This window comes from Roseburia sp. AM23-20, assembly GCF_003470905.1.
Classification (GTDB): domain Bacteria; phylum Bacillota; class Clostridia; order Lachnospirales; family Lachnospiraceae; genus Roseburia; species Roseburia rectibacter.
The window spans coordinates 98,446-125,062 of the sequence record NZ_QRHS01000007.1; the positions used below are offsets into that span (position 1 = coordinate 98,446).

The following is a 26,617-nucleotide window of genomic DNA, read 5'->3' on the forward strand; positions in this document are numbered from 1 at the left end:
CACTGACTTTCCTTAAATCATTTAGCTAATAGTATCATAACTTCTCCTAATATATCTGATATCTCTACATAGTCTATATCATTCAATTTCACTATGTTTTTGTTACCATTCTATTATTCATGCTCTTCTACTTTTTCAATAATATACTCTATTTTCTCAATTCTTTCTTCTGCTATCTGTACTCTTTTCTTCTCAACTTCATTTTTATCTGTAATCCTTATAAAATAATACTTTCCTCTTTTTACTGGTTCAAATAATGTTTTATATGTTTCTTTTTGTGTTATAACTATATACTTTACATTCCGTACTTTTCAGCCTTAATATTTGCCAAAACTTGAAGAATAATGCAACTAATAACTACAAAATAAATATCTCTATCATACTGTTTGTTATATAAATTTTTTAAGATTGCTAAACCTTGCATTGAAATTACAAAGTAAACCACTATTCCAAAAAACATATTGACGACATATTTCTTTTTTTGTTTTTTTGTTTTTAATTTTACAATTAAACTTATACCAAAACTATATATTAATCCAATGACACTTAAAGCAAAAAAATATTCATTTATTATAATATTAGACCACGTCGATTTTCCAAATGCTACAATTAAAAATATAACCAATACCTGTGCTACAATAGTTCCTACTAATTCGTATTCCATCAAAAAAATGATTCTTCAAAATTATGATATTCATTTATAAAAATTTTTGTTTTCATATATGGAATAAATTTGTAAATAAAAAAACCATAAATTACAATAGCAATTGGTCAAAACACTTCTAACATTTTCATAATGTTTTCAATTTTCATTATCTTCCCCCACTCGTCAATTATGTTTCCCCTATTCTCGAACACGAACGCACGTTCTATTTATAAAATATCATACTCCAGTTCTCATATCAAGAACATTTTTACATTTTCCATTTAAACATCAGAAACAATGAAATCTTCGTAGAAAGTTACATAAACTACACCGTTATTCACACCAGTCTGCAAAAAAGGGCAAAAATCAGAGCCAGCCTTCCGACTGACTCTGCTCCACTCTAATCATATTATAATTTACTCTGATAATTCTCTAACTGGTGAAAAATACCAACTATATTTACAACATCTATCCTTAATTCTCATTCATCTTCGCAAGTTTCGCTGCCTGGTCTGCTGCGATACATGCGTCAATAATCTCCTGGATATCTCCGTTCATGATCTTATCAAGTTTGTAAAGTGTGAGGTTGATCCTGTGATCTGTCACACGTCCCTGTGGGAAGTTGTAGGTACGGATCTTCTCAGAACGGTCTCCTGTTCCGACCTGGCTCTTACGAAGCTCTGCTTCCGCATCGTGGGCTTTCTGCTGCTCTAAGTCGTATAATTTGGTACGCAGCAGGGCAAATGCCTTTGCCTTGTTCTGGATCTGTGATTTTTCTGTCTGGCTGTAGATCACGATTCCGGTTGGGATATGTGTCAGACGCACGGCAGAGTCTGTCGTGTTGACACACTGTCCACCGGCACCGGATGCACGGCAGACATCGATACGGATATCTTTGTCATCGATCTGTACATCCACTTCCTCGGCCTCCGGCATCACGGCAACTGTGATGGTGGAAGTATGGATACGTCCGCCGGACTCTGTCTCCGGCACACGCTGTACACGATGTACACCGGACTCATATTTCATAACAGAATACGCGCCCTGACCACTCAGCATAAAAGTAACACTCTTCATACCGCCGATGCCTGTCTCATCTGCTTCCATAATCTCTGTCTTCCAGTTTCTGCTTTCTGCATAATGCAGATACATACGATAGATCTCAGCTGCAAATAAAGCTGCCTCGTCACCACCGGCGCCCGCACGGATCTCAACGATAACATTTTTGTCATCATTCGGGTCTTTCGGAAGTAAAAGAATTTTCAACTCTTTTTCTAACTCTTCCACTCTTGCCTTAGAATCGTTTAATTCTTCTTTTGCAAGCTCACGCATTTCCTCGTCTGACTCTTCCTCAAGCAATGCAAGAGAATCTTCAATATTCTGTTTGCACTGTTTGTACTCTTTGTATGCGTTTACGATCGGAGTCAGGTCACTCTGCTCTTTCATCAGTTTACGGAAACGCACCGGATCATTTGCAACATCCGGCTCACTTAACTCACTCATTAATTCTTCAAAACGGATCAGTAAATCCTCTAATTTATCAAACATAAATCCTCCATTCCTGTGTATCAAAGAATACCTTTACACATTCCCTGTTTTCACATACCATCTTTCTAACAAACACACCACATTCCACGCTAAAGCATTCCTGTCACAACACGGTCATTTTGTGCTAAATCTTTGATGACCGCCACATTCTTAAATCCCGCCTCTCTTAAAAGCCCGGATACCGCCTCGCCTTGGTCATAACCGATCTCGAACAGAATGTGCCCTTCCGGTTTTAAATACGATGGACATTTCTCCATGATCTTCCGGTAAAAATATAAACCATCTTCTTTGCCATCCAATGCCTCCATCGGTTCAAAATCCCGTACTTCCGGCATAAGTTTAAGTACTTCTTCTGTTCTTATATAAGGTGGATTTGATACGATCACATCATAAGTTCCTGTCACATTATCAAACAGATCACTGCGTTCAAATGTAACCGAAACCTGGTTCAGCTTTGCATTTTCTTTCGCCACAAGAAGCGCCTGTTTGGAAATATCCGTCGCTGTTCCCTCCACCTCCGGTATATTATGCACAATACTGACAATAATACAGCCGGAACCGGTACACATGTCAAGCACATTCATTCCCGGTTTTACAACTTTTAATGCTTCTTCCACTAAAGTTTCCGTATCCTGCCTTGGAATGAGCACATTGGAATTGACTTTAAATTTCAATCCCATAAATTCAGCCTCACCGACAATATACTGTAACGGCACATGTTCTGCGCGTTTTCTCAGTGCGATCTCATATTCACTTAACTGTTCCTCAGCTACCTCGTCCTCCATATGCAGATAATAAAAACTGCGGTCAATCTTGCAGACCATCTCTAACAGCAGCCATGCATCGATTTTAGCATCTGCCACATCTGCCATATTTAAAACTTTCTCACCGAGATTAATTGCTTCCCGATATGTCATGTTCCTTACTGTCCTCTTGCTTTATTTCTTTCACATAAGCCTTCCAGTCAAACACAGCCTCAACAGATGCCATACCCACCTCGATCATGTCATCCTCCGGTTCTTTCGTTGTAATGTGCTGCAACAGAAGTCCCGGTTTGCTGAGCAGATTGACAACTGCATTATCACTGCGTCCTGCCAGTCTTATAAATTCATAAGATACCCCCGCGATCACAGGGATCAGCACAAGACGAAGTACCAGTCTTAATACTCTCGAATCCACATGGATAAACATAAAAAAGAAAATACTGATGATCATAACGATCAACAAAAAACTGGTCCCGCAGCGCTTATGTAATCTGGAACTTTTTCTCACATTCTCAACGGTAAGATCCATTCCATGCTCAATACAGTTAATACACTTATGCTCCGCACCATGATACATATAAACTCTTTTTATGTCAGGCATCAATGAAATTGCTGCCACATACCCGATAAAGATCGCCAGGCGGATAATCCCTTCTAATACAGCAATCAGCATATAGGAATCTGTAAATTTCTGGAAAAACACAGATATATAATACGGAAGGATCATAAAAATCGCAACCGCCAGCACGATGGAAAATGCAACCGTACCACCCATCATCAGGCTATCCTGTCTTTTCTGCTGCTCTTCTGTCAATGCCTTTTTTTCACGTTTTTTTGTTTGCTTCTTTTCATGCTCCGGCTCCTCTTCCTCAAAAAAAGAAGCGGAAAATGTCAATGTTGAAACGCCTAAATACAACGACTCTATAAAACTGAACACACCGCGTAAGATCGGCATGTTTCTGATTTTCTTATTTTTTATTATACCTTTATATTCGGAAATCTTAAGTGTGATTTCCCCATCAGGCTTTCTGACAGCTACGGCGTATTTTTCCTGGTTTTTCATCATTACGCCTTCCATGACTGCCTGCCCGCCAATACCGGAATACCTCATACTAATCCTCTGCTCTAAAAAAAGGTTGAGATTAAATAAACCTCAACCTTATCTTTAACCATGTTCACTTGCGTACTATTTGTTAATGCCGTACTTCTTGTTGAACTTATCGATACGTCCGTCAGTTCTTGCAGATTTCTGCTGTCCTGTGTAGAACGGATGGCATTTGGAACAAATTTCTACGTGGATATCCTCTTTTGTAGAACCTGTTACGAATGTGTTACCGCAGTTACATGTAACTGTTGCCTGATAATAATCTGGATGGATTCCTTCTCTCATGATTTTCACCTCTTTATGTTCTTATCGTTATTTAGTTTCGCCTGTTCAATCCTTTTATACCCGTATGCCCGATCCGCATATGGTACTTACTCCAAAGGAAAGTCCCGATAAACAGCTTAATCAGTGTAACATACGATTTCAAAAAAATCAAGATATTTTTAAATAATTCTGTTCTTTTTTACCATATTAATATATTCGCGATTATTTTTGGTACGTGCAAACATATTCAAAATATTCTCCACGGCATCATCTTTGCGCATTCCATTGATTGCTTTTCGCATGATGTCAACTGCTTCCTGTTCTTCGGAATCAAGCAGCAGATCTTCTCTTCTGGTTCCCGATTTCACGATATCGATTGCCGGAAATACACGCTTTTCCGAAAGTTTTCTGTCGAGCACGAGTTCCATGTTACCGGTTCCCTTAAATTCCTCAAATACAACATCATCCATCTTGCTTCCGGTATCAACCAGCGCTGTCGCAAGGATTGTAAGGCTTCCTCCCTCACGCATATTTCTCGCTGCACCAAAGAATCTTTTTGGCATATGGAGTGCCGCCGGATCAAGACCTCCGGATAAGGTACGTCCACTTGGTGGAACCGTAAGGTTATATGCCCTTGCAAGTCTTGTGATACTGTCAAGAAGGATCATGACATCTTTGCCGTGCTCTACCAGACGTTTTGCACGGCCAAGCACCATCTCCGATACACGTTTGTGATGTTCCGGGAGTTCATCAAAAGTAGAGTAAATTACCTCAACATTATCGCCCGCAATGGCTTCCTTGATATCTGTAACCTCCTCCGGTCTCTCATCGATCAGAAGGATGATCAGGTGCATATTCGGATTTCCTGATGTTACTGATTTGGCGATTTCTTTTAAAAGTGTTGTTTTTCCTGCCTTAGGCTGGGAAACGATCATACCACGCTGTCCCTTACCAATTGGGGAAACAAGATCTACAATACGCATCGCAACACTGCATCCCGGGCGTTCTAAACGTATCCTCTCATTCGGAAAAATCGGTGTCAGATCTTCAAAACTTTTTCTCTTCTGGGCTACACTCGGGTGATAGCCGTTAATTGTAGTCACATATAAAAGTGCCGAAAACTTTTCCTGCTGTGTCTTGATTCTTGTATTACCACAGACAATATCTCCCGTTTTTAAATTAAACTTTCGGATCTGTGATGGTGAAACATACACATCATGCTCACCCGGAAGATAATTCTCACAGCGGATAAATCCGTATCCATCCGGCATAACCTCTAAAATACCATTTGCCGTAATTCCACTGTCAAGACTCATCATGGTATCATCTGCCGCTGCAGATGCCGTCTGATTTTCCTGTGTTTCTACCGGCTCTTCTGCCTTTTCTTTTGTCTGACGATCTGCATCTGTTCCGCGTTCCCTTGGTACATATTCCGTCCTTTTTCTGGAATATTCTTTCGGCTGTGCATGATCTTTCGAACGCTCTGTGCCCTCTTTTGCTTTCACACGCTCCCCGCGCTCTTCCTGCGTCTGCATACTCTCCGTCTCTTTTTGTTTGCGTGCATCTTCTTCAAGCATACGATTGACCAAATCGCTCTTCTTCATGGAAGAAATATTCTTCAGTCCCCGTGCCTTTGCCAGATCACGCAAAACGACTAATGATAAACTCTCATATTTTTCTCTCATTCATAAACTCCTTACTTTTTTCACCTGTTGGAATCGTCTGCGGAAATGATGTCTGATGTGACAATTGAATTTTTCGATGTGGCTATTATACTACATCTTTTTCTAAATAGGAAGTCCTAATTCTTGATTTTTCTCCCTAATCGCAAAAAAGCAGATACTACGAAAATGTTCAAATCCCTGTTCCTACATATAATAATATACACTGTAATAACCGGAAACAGTAAAATCTGCCTTTAATGCCCAGAAACTCATCGATCGATTTCGGCGTGTCTGTAAAACCGGCTTTGTCAAATACCACTTTCTTGTAGATTAATCCATTTACACAGGCAGATGACATCAAAATGAAAGCTGTAAGAAATGCAGCACTGCACCGCAATTTGACTTTATTCCCATTCTGTTTTCTTATTTGTAATCAAATTTCCCGTCGTTCTTTTCTTCTAAGGCTTTGATCATATGATAAGTAAACTCATTATACGGTGTAGGAATGCCTAACTCTCTCCCCATACGAACGACTGCACCGGCAAACATATCTACCTCTGTGTGACGCTTTGCATCAAGATCCTGAAGCGTGGAATATCTAGCGCGGTCCATGACTTTGCTGCCAAAGGTTGAGGATGTATCCGATTTGTCAAAATCAATTCCTTTTGCCTTTGCGATCAGATCCACTTCCTCCCTGAGTCTGTCCCGCAAAAATGCCATATGTTCGCTGTCTTTATAGGCTCCGACGCCACAGCCAACCATAGCCTGCGCCTGATTATTTGGCACATTGAGCCGGAATTTGCTCCAGATTTCCGTAAGGATCACATCAGTTGCCCTGTAATGAAGCCCTGTATCCACAAAAAGATCATTTAATGCTTCAACTCTCTCTGTCCCTCTGCTAAGATCTGCTTCCCCGTAGATAATGCCGATCGTTGTCTCCGGCTCAAATTTTACATGGTTGCCATCTCTCTCCGATGCCACTTTGATCAGTGAATGTACGATTTTATCAGAAGAGATCACCTCTGAGATGATCTCCTCACTGTCCACGCCGTTCATCAGGCTGATAACGGTTGTTTTCTCTCCCACCACCGTCCGGATATCCTTTAATGCCGGGCGGAGTGCATTGTATTTCATTGCTACGATCAAAAGATCTACGCCGTGTGCCTCCTCAGGTGTTTTTATGACTGGATCGTATCTTTTATCATTGATAAAAAATCCTTCTTTTTCATAACGTGCTCTGCGTTCTCCTGACGCAACCACACACAGATCAATATCTTTCTTTTGGGTAAGTCCCCAGATGATGTAGGAACCTACTGCTCCTGCTCCAAGTATTGCAACTGACTGATATTTCATTTTACTCCATTCCTGCGTGTGAAAAATCTTATTTTTCACACTAGCCTGTTTTCATTCTATTTTTTTCTTTTCATTTTGCATGACCGCACGGAAAATACCTGATGCTGCAGCGAAAAGTACCCCTGCCACCGGCCAGATGATCCATGTAAAATCCCAACGCATTGTCCAGAAACTCCATCCCAGATAAATTGCAGTGGCAATACACCAGTACGCTCCGCTAAATGCATCTAACTTCTTTTTCAGTTTCTTTTCTGAAATAGTATAATCTCCCTCCTGCAAAAGAATATCATAACTTCCTTTTATTATACCGACACGGATTATCATATACACGCCACATGCTACCAGAATTAAAAGCAGCGATACAAAGCTGGTACATACAGCATCCGATGCATCCATACATGCTGCCACCAAAAGCGGGATTGCCGCAACGATGCAGAGCACCACGCCAACGGCGATTCCTCTGGTAAAGGTTCCCTCATAATTTTTTAATTTTTCCTTTGCAAGCCCTTCTACCCCATAGGCGGTTTCAAAACATTCGTTTTCCAGAAACTCGAATCTTTTTGTCTGCATACCGCAGAAAATAAATGTAAATACCGCTGCAGCCACAAATCCAAGCAGGCATACCAGTCCAACCGATGCAGCCACACCCTCGGAAATATTTCCAATCTGCGCCTCCGATAATCCTGCCAAAAATATCAGAACTGACGGACTGACGATACAGGCTGCAACTGCAGCTGCGATCTTCGGTGCATTTTTCTTCCGGACTTCCATAAAATCATTTGCATCTTCCACCGAAACCTTTTTTAATGGAAAATCTTTGTCGGAAGGTTCCACTCCCTCAATGGGCTGCGGTGTCTCACATTCATCTTTTAAAAGGTAGTCTGTACTCACCCCAAAAATCTCTGACAGCTGGATCACCCTCTGCAGATCCGGTATTGACTGGGCACTCTCCCATTTTGATACCGCCTGTCTGGAGACGGAAAGTTTCTCTGCTAGTTCTTCCTGCGACCATCCGTTCTTTTTTCGCTCTTCCATAATTTTTTCAGCTAAAATCATAACTCATCCTCTTTTCTTTTTCAATGATGTGATCTTTGTTACGCCTCCATCATACCCATTTTGACCGGTTGCAGGCTACCAAATGTGCCTGTCAATCTGTCAATTGATGGTTGCAATTCCCGCAATTTAAGCATTTTCCTGTATTTTTTGATCCAGGAACTTTTTATCACTCTCACAAACGACCGCCCACTGCAAATTTAGAAAAGCTCTTTGTTGTAAAGTTCACTGTCTGTTTCTTAGAATCATAATAAGATTTTGAAATCTTTTTGACATTTCCTTTTTTGTTGATGGTGTACGCAAAAAGATCTTTCTTTTTTTCTTTCTTAGAAATCTTATAATGGATCTTTACGGTAACCTTTCCCTTTTTCAATTTTCCTAACGTTTTTTTCTTTGCACCTGTAACCGAAATTTCATACATTGGACGTTTTTTGACAATTTTACCTGCCTTTGAAGAAAGAATGCGTTTATCTAATTTCTTAACATGAAAATACACATCTGAATTCATCTGTTTTTTTATTTCTTTTAAGGCATTGCGGTCCATGATAACTGCAACATTTCCAAATTCCAATTGCAGTGCTTTTGCCTCTTTTTTGATAAGGTAATTAATCGTTGATTTATCAAGTTTTAAAACCTGTTTTTTCCCTTTCCTGGATTTACATTTTATTGTGACGGTCTTATTCTTTATTGTTTTATCTGTCTTGCTTTCAAGTTCTGGCACAGGTGTTACATTTGGAACCACTTCTGTTTCTCCCGGATTCGGCTTCTCTGGTGCCGGTTTTTCTGGTGTTGGTTTCTCCGGTGCCGGTTTCTCCGGGGTCGGTTCTTCTGGTGCCGGTTTCTCCGGGGTTGGTTCTTCTGGTGTCGGTTTTTCCGGGGGAATCAATGTCCCTCCCCCAGTTTGTGACTTCTTTTCTTTCACAGTAACCTGACAGGCAGCTTTACTCCCCGCATAGTTTGCATTACCGTTATATCTGGCAGTAAATAGATACGTCTTTGTCTTGTTCGGAAGTGATACCGTCCACTGATCATTTTCCTTCTTAACCAGTGTAATGCTGGAATCATTGCAAGTAATATCCACCGGTTCATCTGCGCTGATTCCCTGTTTTATAACTTTAAGTGTTACGCTGCCAGCACCCTCTGATCCTGCGGGCGTTGCAAGAAGCTTTAGTTCTGTAACAGCCTTTGTAATTTTCAAAAATGCCTGCCCATAACAGGATTTTGCAGAATCAGAAGATGCTTCAAAATAAATTGTATATTTACCTGCGTCTGTATAAGCCGGAAGTTCTTCTATTGTATAAGGTCCGTCCTCCTTCATACTGTATCGAAGATTCACACCCTCCCCTGGTCTAATGTCAAATGTATGCCTGTTTGAATCATACGGCACTGTAACCGGTCTTGTCGTACACTCTGCTATCTCCTGATCTTCGTCTCCGGAGGAATCATTGTTCTCCTGATAATAATAAACAATGTCCATGCTGTCTTCCGTGATCGTCATCTTATCCTGATCCACACTGTTTCCCACACAGGCATAACCGGATAACTCAGGATTTCTTAAGGTATATGTAGAATTGCGTGGTACATGGACAATCGATGCTTTTGTATTCGGAATATCTGTTTCTGTTCCGTCTTCGTTCTTTAACCGGTAATGAATGTTGACGGTACTCCATGCCTGATTACCTGTTTTATCTGTCGCTAAAACTTCCTGTGTATCCATGTCCACGATTTTTCCATCCAGTCTGTCACCGTTTGTCAGACCATACACATCATTAAGTACAACGGAAAGAGACTCTCTTGCAGCATCCGGGTCATAGAAATTTGTAAGGGCTTGGATGGTAAATTCTTTTTCTGCACTATATTTTACCGTTATTCCATCTGCGCCGATAATGCGAAAACTCATCTTAAGATGCTGTTCTTTATTCACCATATTTTGTACAACCGTGCGAAATTCCAAATCATGATCATTGGCTTTTGTGATATTAGACTCGGTAATTCTGTATTTTTCACTGTCTCTGTCAAGTGTCGCGGTTTTGTTATGAGGAATAGAAACTTCAGGATCACTGATATAAAGAGCCGCCGGTTTACTGACATAATCCGTGTTATTCAGCTTTCTTGCCAGTTCCATTTTGCAGACCTCACAAAACGGCTGTCCGAGCCACCGCATCATACATTCACGACTGGGCGCAAATGCGGTATCCGTTCCCGCATTCGTGATTCCGATCCCGCGAAATCCTAACATTTTGCTCCATTTGATTTTCTCCGGATCAGTAGTGTCGGACATATTTGGTTTGTTGGTATATCTCTCATATTCATCGCCGAGTCCGCCTATACTATGGGCAGTCTCGTGAGCCATAACCATTCCATCACTATTATCCTCAGAATTTGTAGAAAAAGAAAATAATGGATTTACTGATGCACCATAGCTTCCTGTATCATTACAAAGTATATGAATCGTTCCAACATTTGCGCCTTCATCCAGATAATTTTCTTCCAGTTCCGTTCTTAACGCTTTCGCCCTTTCATCCCCGCCATTGGTAAATCCGGCTGCCTTTCCATATACTTTGACATGAAAATATGTATCCGGACTCTTGCCGCCATACACTCCAATGCCTGACTCGTTAGAAACTGCCTGCACAGCGTAAATATTAATACGGTCAGAATATTCCCTATATGGTGACCATGTCAGCATTCCACGCGCCTTTTGAGTGGCATCTTCCAAAAACTGATCCTGCTGACCGGCGGTATAGCCATCTCCCATGATCACGATCACAAAGTTTTCTTTATCATCACCAGTCTTATGAATTACCTGAACCGGAAATGTGGTTTTGGATTTTTCTGTATTTTTTGCCATTACTGTTTGTGGCAAAAGCAGCAGTAACAATAACATCATATAGATACATACTGCTTGTATTCGTTTTGTTTTTCTTTTCATGTACTTCACCTTTTGTTGAATAAGTTTTCTCTTTGCTATCAGATTTTTTACGCAGTTTCCTCGGAATTGCGCTTGATGCTGTCCACAATGCTCATAATCTTTCTTGCCGAATCCATATCATCTTTAAACAAAGCTGTGATACTACCCGCCGACCGGAACGGTTCGTCCATCAGTACCCTGTTGTCATCAATATTTCCATTTGCAACAATATAGTCAACGATCAGCCTTACAAACCGGATCTGATTTACATTTAAACGCTCTTCTGTCAGGAATTCACTAAATGCTTCATTGACTGCTTCCCTGTCAACTCCTACAATCTGCCGTACCAGACGTCCAACTGGTGTATCTCCATACTCTTTTTCATAATCTGCTTTTGTTCCCAGTTCTTTCCAGAGAATTTCTTCTAACTCTTTTAAATCAGCCTCTGTAAGTCTTTTATTATGTCTCAGTTTAAATACTGAAATTTTACCCTTGTGATCCCGAAGGTAAAACTCCACTTTTTTCCGGTAATTTTTCAGATCCACGCTTGCATAGATAGGTTCTCCTTCGTTCCTATCTGTAATCTCATCCGTAAAATCGGTATAATAAATTCTTCTTCCTGCATGTTCCAGATATTGAAGCAGATCACGCAAAGCCTCCCTCACTTTGTCTAATTCCACAACCGTTACATCATCCCAGAAATTTGTCTCCTGAACTTTTTCAATCATTTCTTTTTTTGCTGCGACCTGTGGAAGCCGATATACTTTCGAGAGCTGTTCGGCTGTTGTCATCACAATTTGAATTGGTTTCTGGACGCTTTTGCTCTGTAATAATCCCAGATCAATGCTGTAAATCAGATAATCAAATCTCCGGGCAAGTTCATTTTCTTTTTTGGGTTTCATTAACGGTGCGATATGTTCTTTAATCTCGGATATTTCAATCGTCTCTAACTGATTCCAGCTTGACAGCTTCCGAAACATCTCTACATATCTGAGATGCCTTTTTACCACAAAGCTGTCATCATTTAATTCTATCACTGCCTGATTCAGCCCCATTACCAGCTCTTTTCGGTACACTGCATAATCCGCATCCATGACATACTGTGATGCCTGCAGTTCCCTGCATATCTGTGCCTTTGCATTATATATTTTTTCACAAAGTGATTCCTGAATTCCATTCTCAGAACCATTTTTATTCACCCGAAAGTATTCAAAATTATTACAGAAGTCGAAAATCAGAAAACGCTCTTTATCAATTCCCTCGCCCAGCAGATCTTTGCATAAACGCGTTCCTCTTCCTATCATCTGCCAGAACTTTGCATAACTGCGCACCTTTTTAAAAAATACAAGGTTTAAAATCTCCGGAACATCAATTCCCGTATCCAGCATATCCACAGATACTGCAATCTGCGGCATTCGTTCTTTTGTGCCAAAATCATCAATCAGTGTATCTGCATATTTGATGCTATAATCGACCTGTTTGATAAAATCTCCACAATATTCCGGAAATAACGTGTTAAAACGCTCCACAATCTTTTTCGCATGAGGAGTGTTTTTTGCAAAAATAATCGTTTTTCCAATTTTATCCCCACCTTCGATCTTTAAGCCTTTCTCCATCAGCTCTTTTAATACCAAATCAATCGTGTCGTCATTAAAGAGCCATGTATTAACTGCGGTATTGGAAATATCCTCCTCCACCGTCTCGTCATCTTTGAAAGTTTCCTCAAACTTCTCCTTCTCTTCCTCAGATAACTCATTATAATGGATTCCTTCTTCCATGATCTTCGTTTTGTATTCCAGTGTCGAGTAAGTGACCAGATATCCCTCTTCTACCGCCTTTTCTAATTCATAAGCAAATGTCGGAACGCCGCGTTCAAGATCAAATACCCCGTATGTATTTTTATCAATTTCATTTTTCGGCGTTGCTGTCATGCCAAGAAGCATTGCATCAAAATATTCAAAAATTTCCTGGTACTTTTTGTAAATACTGCGGTGCACCTCGTCACAGATGATCAGGTCAAAATATCCCGGTGTAAACAGACGATCTCCATATTTATTTTTCGTCTCATCAATTGCATTCATCATAGTAGGATAAGTGGAAAAAATCATGCGGCAGGCTTCCGGATCATCTTTTCCTTCTACCAGGTTACAGCAGGATAAATCATCCAGTAAATTTGTATAACTGTTTTTCGCCTGCTTTACCAACGCCGTCCGGTCTGCAAGAAACAAAATATTTTTTACATAATTATGTTTCCGCAGCACATCCACAATGCTGATGCTGACTCTGGTTTTTCCCGAACCGGTAGCCTGCATATAGTGGCTCAGTTGTCAAGACAAAAATCTAAGATTTTTATAATGAACTGATATTGTGGATAAGTTACAAGGGAACATGGGTAGGATAGTGTAACTCTCCCCTGAACCATTTATGCTAAGCTACATATGGCAGCAGCATTGCTGGATAGTAGCATTCAGCCGGTGTCTGATAGTCAAGTGCGGAGTGTCTCCGCTCAAAGTTGTAGGTGTGGATATACTGTCCAATGGCGGTTCTGGCTTCCCTGATGTTGTTGTACTGTGTCAGATAAGCTTCCTCATATTTGAAGCTGCGGAACCAGCGCTCAATCATGATGTTGTCCGCCCAGCGGCTTTTTCCATCCATGCTTTGACGGATTCCATTTTCCTTTACAAAGTCAATGTACTGCTGGCTTGTAAACTGGCATCCCTGATCAGAATTCAGAATCTGTGGTTTTGCCACTCTGAAAGCTTTTTTAAGAGCGTTGATAACCATTCTGGTATCAAGTGTGTCATCTACTTCCCAACCAACGATACAGCGGCTGTACCAGTCAATCACAGCGGTCAGGTACAGAAATCCACGCTTGATTGGAATATATGTAATGTCAATTGACCATGCCTGATTCGGCTTGTCAATGACAGCATTACGAAGAAGATAAGGACACACCTTCGCCTGTTGCATCCGCTTGGAAAGGTTCATCTTTGGATAAATCGGATAAATATCCATTTCATTCATGTAACGTCTGGTTTTGCGTCGACCGACATGATAACCACGTGCCTTCAGCTGTGCGGACATCTGTCTTGCACCCCATGCAGGGTTATAGGTATGAAGATGATCAATAATCTCTTTGCAGGCAAGTTCGGCTTCTGATACAGGCATCCCCTTGTAGTAAATGCTTGTACGGTTGATATCAAGCAGCTTTGCTCCGACAGAAATGGGTAATTCCTTAGTCGTCAAAAGGTTTTGGACTAAATTTACTCTCGTAGTCAGATCCGCAAATTTCTTTAGATTTTTTTTTGAGCCAGTCGACCTGCATGGTTAACTGACCAACCTTTTTGGCATACTCCGATTTTTCCTTGCGCTCTTCGGCAAGCTTTTCTTTAAGTTTTTCCTCACGCTTGTCATCAAACACAACGGATGCATTATCGAGGAACTCTTTCTTCCAATTTCGGAGCAGATTTGGCTGAATATTATTTTCAACTGCCAGGGTATTGAGATCCTTCTCACCCTTTAACAGTTCGATCACAAGGTCTGATTTGAATTTTGCACTAAAATTTCTTCTTTGTCTGGACATGATAATGAATCCTCTCTTTCATACTGGTTTTAGTATATCAGATTCATTAAAATCTGTCCTGAAAAGTGTCTTAATTTATGAGACCATTATAGCACGATCAGCATCTTCCGATGCTTTTTTGCAATTGCATCACAGACTGCTGTTACCGCTTCTTTCTGATAAGGACGGTTTGTAATATCATCCCGAATTTCAATGTTTTCTAACGGAGTTCTTAACTTTCTTCTGTCTATCTCAATCTGTAATTCTTCCTGCGTAAAGAAACCGGACACCTCACGCCTTGGATATCCCTCATTATCATTTGTATAAAAAATTTCGAATCCATTTGTGGTAAAAATCAGTGGACGCTGCTTATACTGATTCTGCAGACAGTCCGCATATAATTTTGCCTGCTGGCTTCCAACGATTGGATCTGCCGATGCTTTTTTTGCCTCTACCACTGCCAACGGCAAATGGTCTTTTCCCCATAAAACATAATCCACAAAGCCATTTCCTGAGGCATTGGGCATACCGGTAACCGGTTCCTCCTCCGTACAATTCCGTCCCATAATCCATCCTGCTCTCTGTAATTCCACATCGATATATCTCTTTCGCGTCTCTGCCTCGCTGATCTCATCTACATGGAACTCTCTGGTCTGGCTGTGAAGTGTACGCTGTGCCTGCATCTGTTTTCGCAGCTGCTCATTTTCCCTGCAAATTTCTTCTAATTTTTTATCTTTGCTGGACAGACTCTCATATAAACGTCTTAACTCCTCCGCTTTTACCCTTTTTTCATCCCCGGATGGCAGTATAGACTCATCAAAAAAACGTTCCGTATATTCTTTCGAATAGGAATAATCAATCCAGTCACAAAATTCAAACAGATCACGCAGGGCTATGACTGCCTCATCTCTTTTGATATTACTGTTCGTATGGACTGCGACATTTCCAAGATGGATCGTATATTTCAGCATCGGAAACAGTCTTGGTTCAATGATGCTGCGAAATGTAGGCTCATGGATCAGACTCGACACATTATCCCGATACGGAAGTGTCAGTTCCGCATCATAGGAAAACACAAATCGAACCGCGAGTTCTAACGCTCTTCTGGAGAGAATCGCACATGTCGCAGGCGATATGCTGATGCTCTTTTCTGCCTCTATCGCCTGTTTTGCAAAATCGGAATACTCTTCTTTTTCTAAAAGATAATCAAAATTAGTTTCCATGGCTGATGCTCCTTTTTCTTGTGTGGATAGTGATTAAGTCCTTTTTCGTTTATTTATTGTTGGATGATGATGTTAGTATTACAATTTTAATATCAAGCAGCGAGAGTGGTTTGTGGGGAGGTTGCAAGTTTCAATTTGTTGACTTGTTTGTGAAACTCAATAAACTGCATCTGTATATCCATCGGTGGTAATAATAAAGGCATAGTTTCTATTCTAAAAATAGCCAACTTAGGTACACCAACAGACATTTTTCTCTCGTTAATGTAATCCTGAATACCTGGTGAATTAATGTAATGAGCAAAAAAAACGCCATCTATGACCTTCTCTGTTTTAGGAACTAACTTAACTGCATTTTCAGTCAAATTTGCACCATCATACTTTTCTGGAATAACTCCCGCCATACCAAGATTTACACCAACATTAGTCAAATAAATATCGCCACTTTTGACCGTATATCTTTTGATATGCTCATACACTTCTTCATCAATATAATGAATATCATCATCAAGAATAGTCTCGTTTTTCATATCTGTTGCTCTCAGATATGGATGAGCAGTTGCACCATCAGCATATCCCATACCTTTAGGAATACGCTTACCACCTTTAACTTCATAATAGTCGGATATAATACCCGCATTCCATCCCTTATCGTTAAGTTTTGGATCACCAAACATCTCGACAAATCGGGCTTGGATGAGGTTGTCTAATATTTCCAATTCCAGTTGCCGCAGTTTCTTTATTTTTACTATTCGATTCAATTCATCAACAATATGTGATTGCTCTTCTAATGTTCGTAAAGGAATTTTCATTTTGCACATTGCAGCTTGCGTTAATTTCTGTCTCGTTGCACCATTTATCATTCCATCAACCTTATAAAACATAAGTGAATAACATAAGTAATCTACATTTAATCCCACCTTTGGTTTTAATACATGAGCATGATTATTAACCCAACATTTTCCAGAAACTCTATAAGCAATAGGTCTCTCTTTTGAACCAAAGTTTCCACCATCCTCAGCTAGTAAAACAAGTTCATCATCAAAAATGTAATCAGCAACATAGTCTTGAATACCATTTGCTCCATAATAAGGATATTCTCCCTCTTCTCTATCCGATGCTGTAATAGGTACTCTCATTGAATCAAGTATTTCACAACAATCTTCCACATACATCATTTCCATCTACATCATTCCTCCGCGGGCTGTTCGCAGCCCTGCAAATCCGAATTTATGGGATCAGATTGTGAGATAAAATACCTTATTTACTCCCTTAAAAACCGCCATTCTGATATGCTCTGGCAATAATATAGGATGGCTCGTAATATGCGCTACAATTATAATTATCTATTATATCACAAATATCATTATTATAAACCCTGCATATTCCATCAACATAATTTTCATTCCAAAGAGCCGTATCGACAATCAAACGCTGATATACTTTTCCCATCTGCATTGCCGATGGGATCTGTCTCACTAATTCTTTATTCACATCCGCAATATCAAAATCGCCTTTTTTTAACTGATAAGCTGCAATCCAGTCATCCTCTACATCTTTTGGATTTTCTGCATGAAGTACATTTGCCACACTAATCAAGTGGTATAATTCATCTTTTCCGATCCTATTTACAACATAACGGTTCTTTTGATGAATTTTTCTTGCCACCCGTTCAATCATATAACATATAAAATATAAATCATTCTTTTGAATTTCTTCATCTGGAAAATACTTATTTGTCATACATTTTCGCTCCCTTCAAACTGCAGCATTCTTAGCGATTGCTCTGTGCAAAATACAATTTGATGCGTCGGATATTTAAATTTTACCAATTCCCAAAAAGCAGATTTTTTTATATTTCCTGCCATATAGTCTTCTACATAATCCCATATCTGGTCATCAGCCATCGGTCCTTCCACAATATCATAATTATGCTCAATTCCTCTTCTACAATCCACAACAAATTGAAGCCACTCTTCCGTCATTTCCGAAAAAATTTTTGCTTCCTGAGATGATATATCCGAATATGAATATATATTTACAATAGATTCTCCACGTTTTGTTAATGCCCATCTTTTTGCCTGTTTCTTTATATTGGTACAATAAAATCCATATCCAAAATCTTTATAATGTCCATTAATCATAATTTTAGGTTCTGGAACCACAACATTGCTGCCATGATATACAATTACTTTGTCCATTTATTTTCCCCCGTTACCATCATATGTATATGTCTATGCAATATACTTCCGATGTGCTGTTTTTACATTATTCTGATTTACGATTGCATACTGCATCGTCGTGTCTATCTGAGAATGTCCCAAAATTTTCTGTACCTGTTCAATCGGCATTCCCTTATCAATCGCCCTCGTTGCCATCGTTCGTCGGAACTTATGCGGATGTATTCTCTCCATGCTGATTTTTCTGCCAAGCTCACGCACCCGTATTTCCACGCCGCTGATTTTTAATCTATCATACGGAGCATCTAAAGTTGTAAATAATGCCGGATTATCGTCATGGCGGCTATTGATATAATTTTGCAGATGCAGTTTTGCTTTTGCATCAAAATAAACTCTGCGCTCCTTATCTCCTTTTCCGTAAACGATACATTCTCTTTCTTCAAAATCAATATCTGAGATATTCAATCTTACCAGCTCTCCGACACGAATTCCGGTTGAATACAGAAGATCAATCATCGCTAAATCCCTCGCACATTCGCAGTTATCACGGAGTTTTTCAATCATTTCATCAGAAATTGTCTCTTTCACAGACTGTTTTGTTTTAATTTTATGTATTCGTCTCATAGGGCTTTTTAAAATATAATCCTCTTCCTCTAACCATGAAAAAAAGCTAGATATATTTCTACGCACATTATCAACCGTAACCTTACTGCAATTATTACGCTGCTGGTAATTTGCCAGATAACTTCGGATCTCATCGGTTGTCATTTTTCGAACCGGAACATCTAAAGTTGCAAGCAAATGTTCCACTGTCATTTTATAATATTGCAGCGTCCGCTCTGAACATCCTTCGATCTGCTTTGCATCTATAAACATTTTTAAATATGTTTCATTGGATGTCTGCTCTCTCTGCGGTGTTTCACTGGATAAGTTTTTAAGTAATACTTCCTGCAATTTTTTCATTTGCGCAATACTTAAAAAATCTGCCATTTCATTTAATATGCATACTAATTTTTCATCCATGTTGGTACTCTTTTCCTTTCGTACCAACATCCTGCGCCAACATCACTGTCAAAATTTAATTTATTATTTACGTTTTTCAGACTTATAAAACAAACCTATGCAATTTAAGAAATTACACAGGTTCTTTTCTACTGTAAACCAACTAATTTTTTTATTGTTTCCTCACTCCAATTATTATTTTCCCATATAAAATACTCTGTTTTTCTTTTTTTAAAAATCCTATACGGGACAGATGTATTATCATAAATATGCATTATATCTGCAACTTGAACTAATTCTGGAATAAGTTTTAACGCTTTCGAGTATCTGAAACGAATTTTATCTTCCGGTACCCCATGTCCACCTAACGCCTTTCTAGACTCCACACGTAATATATTAACATTTACATCAGCAGTCAACACGTATATACATCGAATAAAATACCCTTTCTCTTTCGCTTTTTTCAATAATTCCAGATTTCTGTCCGTTGACATAACTGTTTCAAAAGTAAAGCTATTATGATTAACAATCGCCTGTTCTCTCATCTTTTCAGCCAATTGCACTGCTTCAAGATCAGAACAATAGTTTGTTCTTTTTATATCATCTGCATTAATATACGGTTCAATAACTTTTACCATCTTTGTAATAGTTGATTTTCCGCTACCATTAGGTCCTGCAAATACAATTATTTCTGGAAACTTTTCCCTATACTGAGGCATATTTTCTCCTTCCATCCGGATACTCTAAAAAAGCCGTCTTTTTTTCAACATCATAGCCTGCAATTGGAACACCTTTTATTTTTTTTATCTCATTATCAATCCGAATAGCCTCTTTAAAACGCTCTGTTAATTCATCATCTGAAATTCCACACATAGAATCCAATTCATTCATTTCTAACATCTTAACTGTCTCCTTCCTTCTGTCTATTCATTATATGAAAGACATTGTTTTTCTGACATATCTCATAAAAAACTGTTTTATATCGTCTGATACCTGCTTTGATACCACTAGTTTCTTTCTATGTTTGCAGACAAAAATAATATGATGCTATCATAAATTCTTGTGTCTGTTTCTTGATTTCCATGTTCCTATAATGCATAGTATAACATTATCCTCTACTTTTAGCTACCTTAACTAAGGCACGTATTTCTGACAGCGTGCAAACGAAACTATTATTTATCAAATTAAAGAATTGTATTTTCTATATAACACTCCAGTAAATAAGATGGATTTTCGTAATAAAGACTACTGTTATAATCATCAATTTTCGGACTTAGAAACGAATTATATACTTTTATCAATGCATCCATTATATCTATTTGTTTTTCCTGTGCCACCTGTTTGATCAAACGTTTATATACTTTTGCAATATCCCAATGTGAGGGAATCACGTATCTGCAATCTGCTACATTATCAAAGGTTCCATTCGGGATCTTCGCTTCTTCCACAAAATCTTCACATACCCTGTCAATATTGTCACAATGATAAATATCTGCCAGCTCATAGATTTTCTGCAGCCGTTCTTTGCCAAGCCAGTTTACAATATCAGCCCTCTTGTTTTTTGTTTTTCTTGCAATATAATCAATCAGACCACATACAAAAAATAAATCATTGTCCTTTTGATCTTCGCGCCCTTCTCCGATCATTACAATGTTACCTCCTCGTAACCTCTATATTCCAGACATTTTAATGCCTCTTTCGTACAAAACGTGATTTGATGCGTTGGATATTTGAATTTTGCCAATACCCAGAATTGTTCTCTTGTAATCGTGCCATCCATATAGTCGGAAATATAGTTATAAATCTGGTCATCTGCCATTGCACCGATCACTATATCGTAATCGTGTACTTTCCCACTTCTGCACGAAATAATAAAATCCAGCCATTCATCCGTCATCTCACGAAATTCTTTGATGTTTAAATCCTGATTTAAACGCACATCATAAATCAACACAATTTTCGTATCATAACGTCTTGCCCACCTCTGCGCCTGCTCTTTTATGATCGTACAATAAAAACCAATGCCAAAGTCTTTTGTATTGCGTCCTATGCGGATTTCCGGGGTTTCAACAGGTGTATAACCACCATGATAAACTGTCATTTTCGCCATAGTGTTTCTCCCCCTCTATCCAAAATATTTCTGCATCAGACTTTCAAATAGTGTTTGAGTTTCATCAAGAGATTTTTGGACTTCAACTTTCAAATATGTAAACTGCTCTATGACATCTAACGGATTTGTAATTCCTCCTGTCCAGAATGTTTCCCATATTCTGTCTATTTTATTTCGTAATTCTCCGGTAATCATGTGTTTCCTCCATCTTTATTCTGGCAGTATAACTTTCACTTCTACTCTGCCTCATACTTTTCTGCCACTGGCTTTGCCTCCACCGTATGTGTTGCCTCATAGAGTGACGCAGTCGGTGCGACCGGACTCATAAGAACCTTTCCGGTTCCACGGTACACATTGACAAGTCCCTCACCGCTGACGGCCGAACCCACGAGCGTTTTTGTCGATCTCTCCACAGTAAATTCCAGACCAGAGGACCAGCAGACTGCAAGATTTCCGTCAATTTTTAATTCATCATTGTCAAGTTCTACCTCAATCAGTTCTTCATACGGCACGTTACTCTCCAATGCTGCGACACCTTCCCCGACCAGACTTAAGTTGAAAAATCCTTCTTTGCCAAGCACGGTCGATGAAATTGTTTTCCGCGCCGTCAGCTTGTTTTTTACGGTTCCGGAACAGGCATAAAATATGCCATCCTCGATCGTCATGCCCTTTTCACCCCAGGATCCGACATCCGCTAAGATCAGATATTTATAGGTAGGTTCTAACACCAGAATGCCGTTGCCGACATATTCCGGTTTAACCGCTGTCTCCTTTGTGATTGCACCTTTGACCATCTTGCCGACAAGGTCACCGACTCCCTTGATCCCTGTGGTTGCTTTCACATGACCTGCCATCCACTGCATGCTGCCCGCCTGGATAATGGCAGACTCTTTTCCGTTTAGTTCAATAACGATCTGGCGTCTGCGGACACCCATTTTACTCATAAAGTACTCATTTCTCGCATTTTCCGGCGCAACGGAGGCGTCTGACTGATACTCTAATACATGAAAATTTCCAAGACTGCTCACATATTTTCTTGCGTTGTTTTCTAAATTTTTTATATTCATTTAAACTCCCTTTCCTGCGCTGCTTTCTAATGAAAACAAGTTTTGCACACTGATCTCCTATTCTTTCTTATCCACTCCATTATAAAACAACCTGCTTTTCTGATTCAATCAATATCCGTATCATGTTTAAATCTTCAGTTATAAAGTCGTTACTGTTCACTCGTACCTCGTTCCAGTAACGGATTTTGCCGATGCTTCGCATTCCAAATCGGCAAAATCTGCTGCCACCACTGTATCATACGGCATTTTCAGTTCAGAAAATGCCTGCCTGTGAACAGTAGCGTAAAGTCAATGTTCTCTGGTAGATCTCAACCAATTTTTCACGGTTCTTTTCGCTGATAAAATAATAATCGCTCTGACTCCCCTCTGCCATGATATAAGGTCCAAAAGTCCGTATCCCACAAAACAGCACAGTTCCTTTCGATGCAATGGCAAGCCCGTATCCTTTCTCTGATAAAATAAGCGGCATTCTTAACTTTTTCCCACCATAGGAAATGTATTTTGCTTTTGCTGTCACATCCATAAAATCAGCGGCAAGCAGTCCCTTTGCTTTCAAATGTTCGGACTTTTCCCAGTCAAAAAATGTCCAGTTACATCTGCCTTCCTGAAACCTTGGCTTCTCCGCTTTTTCCGCAAGCAACAGTTGCTTTTTCTCATTGTAAAAACAGACCGCTCCATTATTTTTTGCAATGCGCACGGTAACTTTTTCCGTTGCGATTTCCACCAGTTTTTTGGATTCCTTTGCATTCCATAAAAATGCTGTATCCGCCTTTCCTTTCCATGCGGTATCGCCAATTTTTTCCGTGACACCCTTCACGAAACTGACCCGGATCACCTCCGGTGTAATCGGCGTGATGCGTAAAAGTCCGTACATGCTGGAAAGTTCCACATAGCTTTTCGTCTTTTTGATCCATTTGATGGCAAAATTGTTTCGGGAGTGACCTTTGACACGGAGGATCGCATTGTCCGGGATCGCGCCAAATTCATAGGGAGAGATAATGATTTCCTCCGTATGGTTTCCTTCGTTTTTTCCAGAGCTGTCTGCTGCTTTTCTGACTGGCGCTGCCACAGCTCTCTTATAGGCAGATGCCATTTTCTGCCCTGTCAATGTTTTTCCTCTTGTCTCAGCCTCATTCTCTTTCCCCTGCGTTTTAATGACAATGCGCTTCGGACCGATATACTCGCGCTCTGCCATATCCTTTGCGCCCTCGATCCTGCGCTGCTGTTCGATCTCTTTTTCCGTGTGCTGCACCCGTTCAAATTCCGCTGCTTTGGTCAGTGTTTCTGCCGTAAACTCTTTCATATGTTTTCCTTCCGGGACTTTGTCGGCAAGGATCCCGGTCAGTTTTCCACGGTACAAAACCACAAGTTCATGCAGTGCGCGGGTCGCAGCCACATACAGAAGTTTGACATGCCCGTTATCCGACGGGTATTTTTCCTGCGTCGGATCAAACAGCAGCACAGCATCAAATTCAAGTCCTTTCGTGTAGGAGACAGGAAGCACCATGACGCCATCCCCGAACTCGGCTTTTTCCAGATCTGTTTCTACAATTTTTACATATTTCTTTAGTTCTTCCGCAGCCTGTGCCGCTTCCGCCTCATCACGACAGATCACAGCGATCGTCTCATAACCGTCCTGCTGCCATTTTTTGATCGTGGTGACGGTATCTGCCAGCAATTGATTTTCATCCGGACATGCCACCGTCTGCACCGGATTTCCGTGACGGATAATCGGCTCTACCGGATAAATGGAAAAATCTCCATGACGCAGAATTTCATTTGCAAACCCAGAAATTTCCACCGTGTTGCGGTAACTTTTCCTAAGAAGTCCGAACGCATCAAATGTCCCTGTCAAAATCAGTTTTTTCAACTCTTCCCAGTCGTTTAAACCATACTCAAAATGAATATTCTGGGATGTATCACCCATGATCGTGTAAGTACAGTCATACAGACAGTAATGCAGGCATCTGTATGACATCATGCCAAAGTCCTGCGCCTCATCAATCACTACATGGCTCGCCTCACGCACCGGATCCGTCTCTTTGATCCTCTTGTAAATATATGCAAGTGCCGCAAGATCATAGACATCAAACGAGTTTTCCGACACATCGACTTCTTTTCCTGCCTCCTGCTGCGCAAGTAAAAATTCTCTGTAAAAAGTAAATACAGATTCTCTCCATTTTCCATCCCCAAAATAAGACGCGTATTTTTTGTCTAAAATCTTTTTCTCTTTTGGCGGAAAAGTCACGGACTTCCCGGAAACCTCATTTTCATATTTTGCATACAAAATCTCATTTAACATGAGTATCTTGCTCTGCATGGAAACTTTCGGATTATTTTTTAAATAACGTCCGATCTGCTCCTTTGATAACAGGAGATTTCCAGTCTTTTCCATATAAATGTCTTCTTTTGCGATCGACTGATTCTCATAGTTCTGGCAGAATTTTTCTAAATCCAGAAACCACGCCGTGCCGCCCCTGATGCTGTTTTTTGCATCTGTCTTGTCGATATTGTGGTAAGAAAACCGCGTCTCGCCCCAATCCTCATACAAAAGGCGGATGAAAAGCTGCTCCATCGTCATCTGACGGATTCCATACACATCAAGTTCCGGCAGAACACTTGTGATATAATTCAAAAGAATCCGGTTGCTTCCTATAATATAAAAGTCCTCCGGGCGGAAATCATCTTTATAATTATATAGAATATAGGAAATGCGGTGCATCGCCACCGTCGTTTTTCCGGAACCAGCGACACCCTGCACAATGATGTTTGTTTTCGGTGAACGGCGGATAATGAGGTTCTGCTCTTTCTGGATCGTCGCAATGATCTCGCCCAAAACTGCCTTTTTATTTTTGGCAAGGTATTTTGTCAGCAGTTCATCGTTGGCGACCACATCCGAATCAAAGAAATCTTTTAACCGGTCATTTTCAATCTCGTAAGTGCGCTTGCGTTTCAGATCAATCTCAAATGTTCCCTCAGAACTCACGGTATATTGGCACGTTCCCATCCTGCTCTCATAGTATACTGATGCGATCGGTGCTCTCCAGTCGAGCACAACCGGATCAGAGCTGCTGTCCGTGATGCCGACTCTTCCAATATAAAAAGTCTCATCCGCTTTCGCCTTTGGATCCCTGAAATCAATGCGCCCAAAATATGGCTTCTTACGTGCCTTTTCATAGCGCACCAGTTCCCGTTCTTCCTCTTTTAACCTCGCAGTCGCATTGTTCCAGAGTGCCAGTCCTTCCTTATCCTTTGCATCGTAGACTTCGAGGAGATCGGCAAGATCTTCATTGATCTTCCGGATATCTTCTTTCGCATGATCTAAATTATCCTGCGCGATCTCTATGATTTTACTGAGCTGATGCTCCTCGTCTTCCTTTGTCAGACCGGGGAATTTCTCAAACAGCTTTATGATCTCATCTAACGAATCCACCCTCGCTGCCAGTTTCCCACGCAGTGTCTCATCCGGTTCGGTCTGATCCGGCACCATCACAACATTACAGCCTGCATCATAAGCACTGCATACACCGTTTGGGGAATCCTCAACCGCCATACATTCATTCGGCAAAAGTGCAAGCTGTCTGCATGCATACTGATAGATATCCGGTGAAGGCTTTCCATGTTCCACCATCGTTGCACAGATGATCTGATCAAAATAACCGTAAAGACCAAGCTGCTTTAAATACTGTTCCGTACGCACCTGATCTGTCGCCGTCGCGATTGCACGGCGAATACCCTGTGCCTTTAAATAATCAAGAAGTTCGATTGCACCTTTTTTGATCTCAATTCCATTTTTTTTCAGACACTCTCCCATGATCTGCTTGCGATAATTTCGTATCGCCGTATAATCCAGATCCGGATCATGAAACATTTCTTTTAAATGCTGTGGTGCATATGGCTGCCCAAGCGACCGCATGGTAAGTGCCTGTTCATCCGTCATTTCATACCCAAAATGCGCCAGTGCCTTTGGCCAGAACATGCGGTAATATTTTTCCGTATCGATCAGTGTGCCGTCCATATCAAAAATTACGGCTTTTATGTTTTTTTTATTCATGCTTTTCCTCTTCTATCCCGAACCATTACCTCAATTGTGCAACAACCGGCTGCATAAATCCCTGCCAGAACTATTGTCGTGAATTAGAATATTTTAACACATTTATTTTCACAC

At 40.3% G+C, this 26,617-nt stretch carries 24 protein-coding genes and 1 pseudogene; all 25 read right to left on the bottom strand.

Annotation, left to right across the window (positions count from 1 at the left end):
• Positions 1–295: 295 nt before the first annotated feature.
• Positions 296–664, bottom strand: a complete 369-nt coding sequence (locus DW650_RS20010) for a hypothetical protein (RefSeq protein WP_243102890.1) — start codon at positions 662–664, stop codon at positions 296–298.
• A gap of 456 nt (positions 665–1,120) precedes the next feature.
• Entirely contained in the window at positions 1,121–2,194 is a 1,074-nt protein-coding gene (prfA, locus tag DW650_RS07710) for a peptide chain release factor 1 (protein WP_006859129.1), read from the bottom strand.
• A gap of 89 nt (positions 2,195–2,283) precedes the next feature.
• On the bottom strand, positions 2,284–3,111 hold the full coding sequence (gene prmC / locus DW650_RS07715; RefSeq protein ID WP_117919425.1) for a peptide chain release factor N(5)-glutamine methyltransferase: 828 nt from the start codon (positions 3,109–3,111) through the stop codon (positions 2,284–2,286).
• Positions 3,089–4,069, bottom strand: a complete 981-nt coding sequence (locus tag DW650_RS07720; protein ID WP_117919427.1) for a DUF1385 domain-containing protein — start codon at positions 4,067–4,069, stop codon at positions 3,089–3,091. Before DW650_RS07720 ends, prmC begins: the two co-directional genes overlap by 23 nt.
• A 75-nt stretch (positions 4,070–4,144) precedes the next feature.
• Positions 4,145–4,348, bottom strand: a complete 204-nt coding sequence (rpmE, locus tag DW650_RS07725) for a 50S ribosomal protein L31 (protein ID WP_006859131.1) — start codon at positions 4,346–4,348, stop codon at positions 4,145–4,147.
• A gap of 158 nt (positions 4,349–4,506) precedes the next feature.
• Positions 4,507–6,012 (bottom strand): transcription termination factor Rho, encoded by a 1,506-nt coding sequence (gene rho, locus DW650_RS07730; RefSeq protein WP_006859132.1) that lies wholly within the window; start codon positions 6,010–6,012, stop codon positions 4,507–4,509.
• Positions 6,013–6,414: 402 nt separating this feature from the next.
• On the bottom strand, positions 6,415–7,344 hold the full coding sequence (locus tag DW650_RS07740) for a ketopantoate reductase family protein (protein WP_117919431.1): 930 nt from the start codon (positions 7,342–7,344) through the stop codon (positions 6,415–6,417).
• Positions 7,345–7,395: 51 nt separating this feature from the next.
• Entirely contained in the window at positions 7,396–8,400 is a 1,005-nt protein-coding gene (locus DW650_RS07745) for a helix-turn-helix domain-containing protein (RefSeq protein ID WP_118209539.1), read from the bottom strand.
• Between the two features lie 172 nt (positions 8,401–8,572).
• Positions 8,573–11,329, bottom strand: coding sequence for a M64 family metallopeptidase (locus tag DW650_RS07750; RefSeq protein ID WP_243102891.1), 2,757 nt, complete (start codon positions 11,327–11,329; stop codon positions 8,573–8,575).
• Between the two features lie 47 nt (positions 11,330–11,376).
• Positions 11,377–13,620: a type I restriction endonuclease subunit R gene (locus DW650_RS07755; RefSeq protein WP_118209540.1), complete on the bottom strand. Its 2,244-nt coding sequence runs from the start codon at positions 13,618–13,620 to the stop codon at positions 11,377–11,379.
• Positions 13,621–13,735: 115 nt separating this feature from the next.
• Positions 13,736–14,554 carry an IS3 family transposase gene (locus tag DW650_RS07760; RefSeq protein WP_243102892.1) on the bottom strand — a complete coding sequence of 273 codons (819 nt, stop codon included), beginning with the start codon at positions 14,552–14,554 and terminating at the stop codon, positions 13,736–13,738.
• Positions 14,544–14,891 carry a transposase gene (locus tag DW650_RS20015; protein ID WP_243102893.1) on the bottom strand — a complete coding sequence of 116 codons (348 nt, stop codon included), beginning with the start codon at positions 14,889–14,891 and terminating at the stop codon, positions 14,544–14,546. Before DW650_RS20015 ends, DW650_RS07760 begins: the two co-directional genes overlap by 11 nt.
• An 86-nt stretch (positions 14,892–14,977) precedes the next feature.
• Positions 14,978–16,093 carry a DUF4145 domain-containing protein gene (locus DW650_RS07765; protein WP_243102894.1) on the bottom strand — a complete coding sequence of 372 codons (1,116 nt, stop codon included), beginning with the start codon at positions 16,091–16,093 and terminating at the stop codon, positions 14,978–14,980.
• 92 nt (positions 16,094–16,185) lie between these two features.
• Positions 16,186–17,274 (bottom strand): restriction endonuclease subunit S, encoded by a 1,089-nt coding sequence (locus DW650_RS07770; protein WP_118209541.1) that lies wholly within the window; start codon positions 17,272–17,274, stop codon positions 16,186–16,188.
• Positions 17,275–17,362: 88 nt separating this feature from the next.
• Entirely contained in the window at positions 17,363–17,833 is a 471-nt protein-coding gene (locus DW650_RS07775; RefSeq protein ID WP_182436992.1) for a hypothetical protein, read from the bottom strand.
• Entirely contained in the window at positions 17,830–18,291 is a 462-nt protein-coding gene (locus DW650_RS07780) for a DUF3990 domain-containing protein (RefSeq protein ID WP_117919439.1), read from the bottom strand. Before DW650_RS07780 ends, DW650_RS07775 begins: the two co-directional genes overlap by 4 nt.
• Before the next feature lie 33 nt (positions 18,292–18,324).
• Positions 18,325–19,293, bottom strand: a complete 969-nt coding sequence (gene xerA / locus DW650_RS07785) for a site-specific tyrosine recombinase/integron integrase (RefSeq protein WP_117919441.1) — start codon at positions 19,291–19,293, stop codon at positions 18,325–18,327.
• A gap of 128 nt (positions 19,294–19,421) precedes the next feature.
• Positions 19,422–20,006: a zeta toxin family protein gene (locus DW650_RS07790; protein WP_241070707.1), complete on the bottom strand. Its 585-nt coding sequence runs from the start codon at positions 20,004–20,006 to the stop codon at positions 19,422–19,424.
• Positions 19,978–20,172: a hypothetical protein gene (locus DW650_RS07795; RefSeq protein ID WP_117919445.1), complete on the bottom strand. Its 195-nt coding sequence runs from the start codon at positions 20,170–20,172 to the stop codon at positions 19,978–19,980. Before DW650_RS07795 ends, DW650_RS07790 begins: the two co-directional genes overlap by 29 nt.
• Positions 20,173–20,212: 40 nt before the next feature.
• Positions 20,213–20,364 (bottom strand): annotated as a pseudogene (locus DW650_RS20760) (IS200/IS605 family transposase); the annotation flags it as partial.
• Between the two features lie 92 nt (positions 20,365–20,456).
• Entirely contained in the window at positions 20,457–20,918 is a 462-nt protein-coding gene (locus DW650_RS07805; protein WP_117919447.1) for a hypothetical protein, read from the bottom strand.
• Positions 20,918–21,382: a DUF3990 domain-containing protein gene (locus DW650_RS07810; protein ID WP_118209543.1), complete on the bottom strand. Its 465-nt coding sequence runs from the start codon at positions 21,380–21,382 to the stop codon at positions 20,918–20,920. Before DW650_RS07810 ends, DW650_RS07805 begins: the two co-directional genes overlap by 1 nt.
• A gap of 15 nt (positions 21,383–21,397) precedes the next feature.
• Positions 21,398–21,577 carry a hypothetical protein gene (locus DW650_RS07815; RefSeq protein WP_118209544.1) on the bottom strand — a complete coding sequence of 60 codons (180 nt, stop codon included), beginning with the start codon at positions 21,575–21,577 and terminating at the stop codon, positions 21,398–21,400.
• A gap of 41 nt (positions 21,578–21,618) precedes the next feature.
• On the bottom strand, positions 21,619–22,449 hold the full coding sequence (locus tag DW650_RS07820; protein WP_118209545.1) for an AIM24 family protein: 831 nt from the start codon (positions 22,447–22,449) through the stop codon (positions 21,619–21,621).
• A 253-nt stretch (positions 22,450–22,702) separates the two neighbouring features.
• A complete protein-coding gene (locus tag DW650_RS07825) occupies positions 22,703–26,503 on the bottom strand; it encodes an HAD-IA family hydrolase (protein ID WP_118209546.1) in 3,801 nt (1,266 codons plus the stop codon).
• Positions 26,504–26,617: the final 114 nt, after the last annotated feature.